The organism is Dysgonomonas mossii, assembly GCF_004569505.1.
Lineage (GTDB): Bacteria > Bacteroidota > Bacteroidia > Bacteroidales > Dysgonomonadaceae > Dysgonomonas.
On the sequence record NZ_SPPK01000050.1, the window covers coordinates 1 to 478 of the forward strand.

The window sequence follows — 478 nt, forward strand, 5'->3', positions numbered from 1 at the left end:
CAGCAGCGTGGTCAGCGCCGCGCCAGCAAAGACGCGATCCCAATGCCAATCGACGCCATCTTCAAGGCCGGAATATCCGGCCGGGTCATTGCCAGCCAGGTTGTCGAGCTTCAGCGAAGACGTGTCCGGCAGGATGATGCGGTTTCACACCACCTGCACGCGGCTCTGCCCGTAGCTCACCTGGCTGTTGTACTTGCCCAGGATGCGCGAGCCCTGCGGGATCAGCAGGAACTTGCCCGTCGCCGTGTCGTAGACCGGCTCCGTCACCGTGGCGATCACGTCGCCCGGCAAGTCCGACTTGATACCTGTCACCAGCGCACCCGCGATCACCGTTCCGGCCATTACCTGGTATGGCGAGGCCGGCATCTGGAGATGGCCGGAATTGCGGGTTTCCGTAGAACCAGCTTTCAGGAAAGCCTCTTTCTGGTCTTGCCGGTTCTGCACAGCGGTAGGGTCGGCGGGCTGGGCCGCCGTTGAG

1 pseudogene is annotated in these 478 nt (G+C 63.4%); it reads right to left on the reverse strand.

The features are described from left to right. A pseudogene (locus E4T88_RS18355) lies at positions 1 to 366 on the reverse strand (TraB/TrbI/VirB10 family type IV secretion system protein); the annotation flags it as partial. Positions 367 to 478 lie beyond the last annotated feature (112 nt).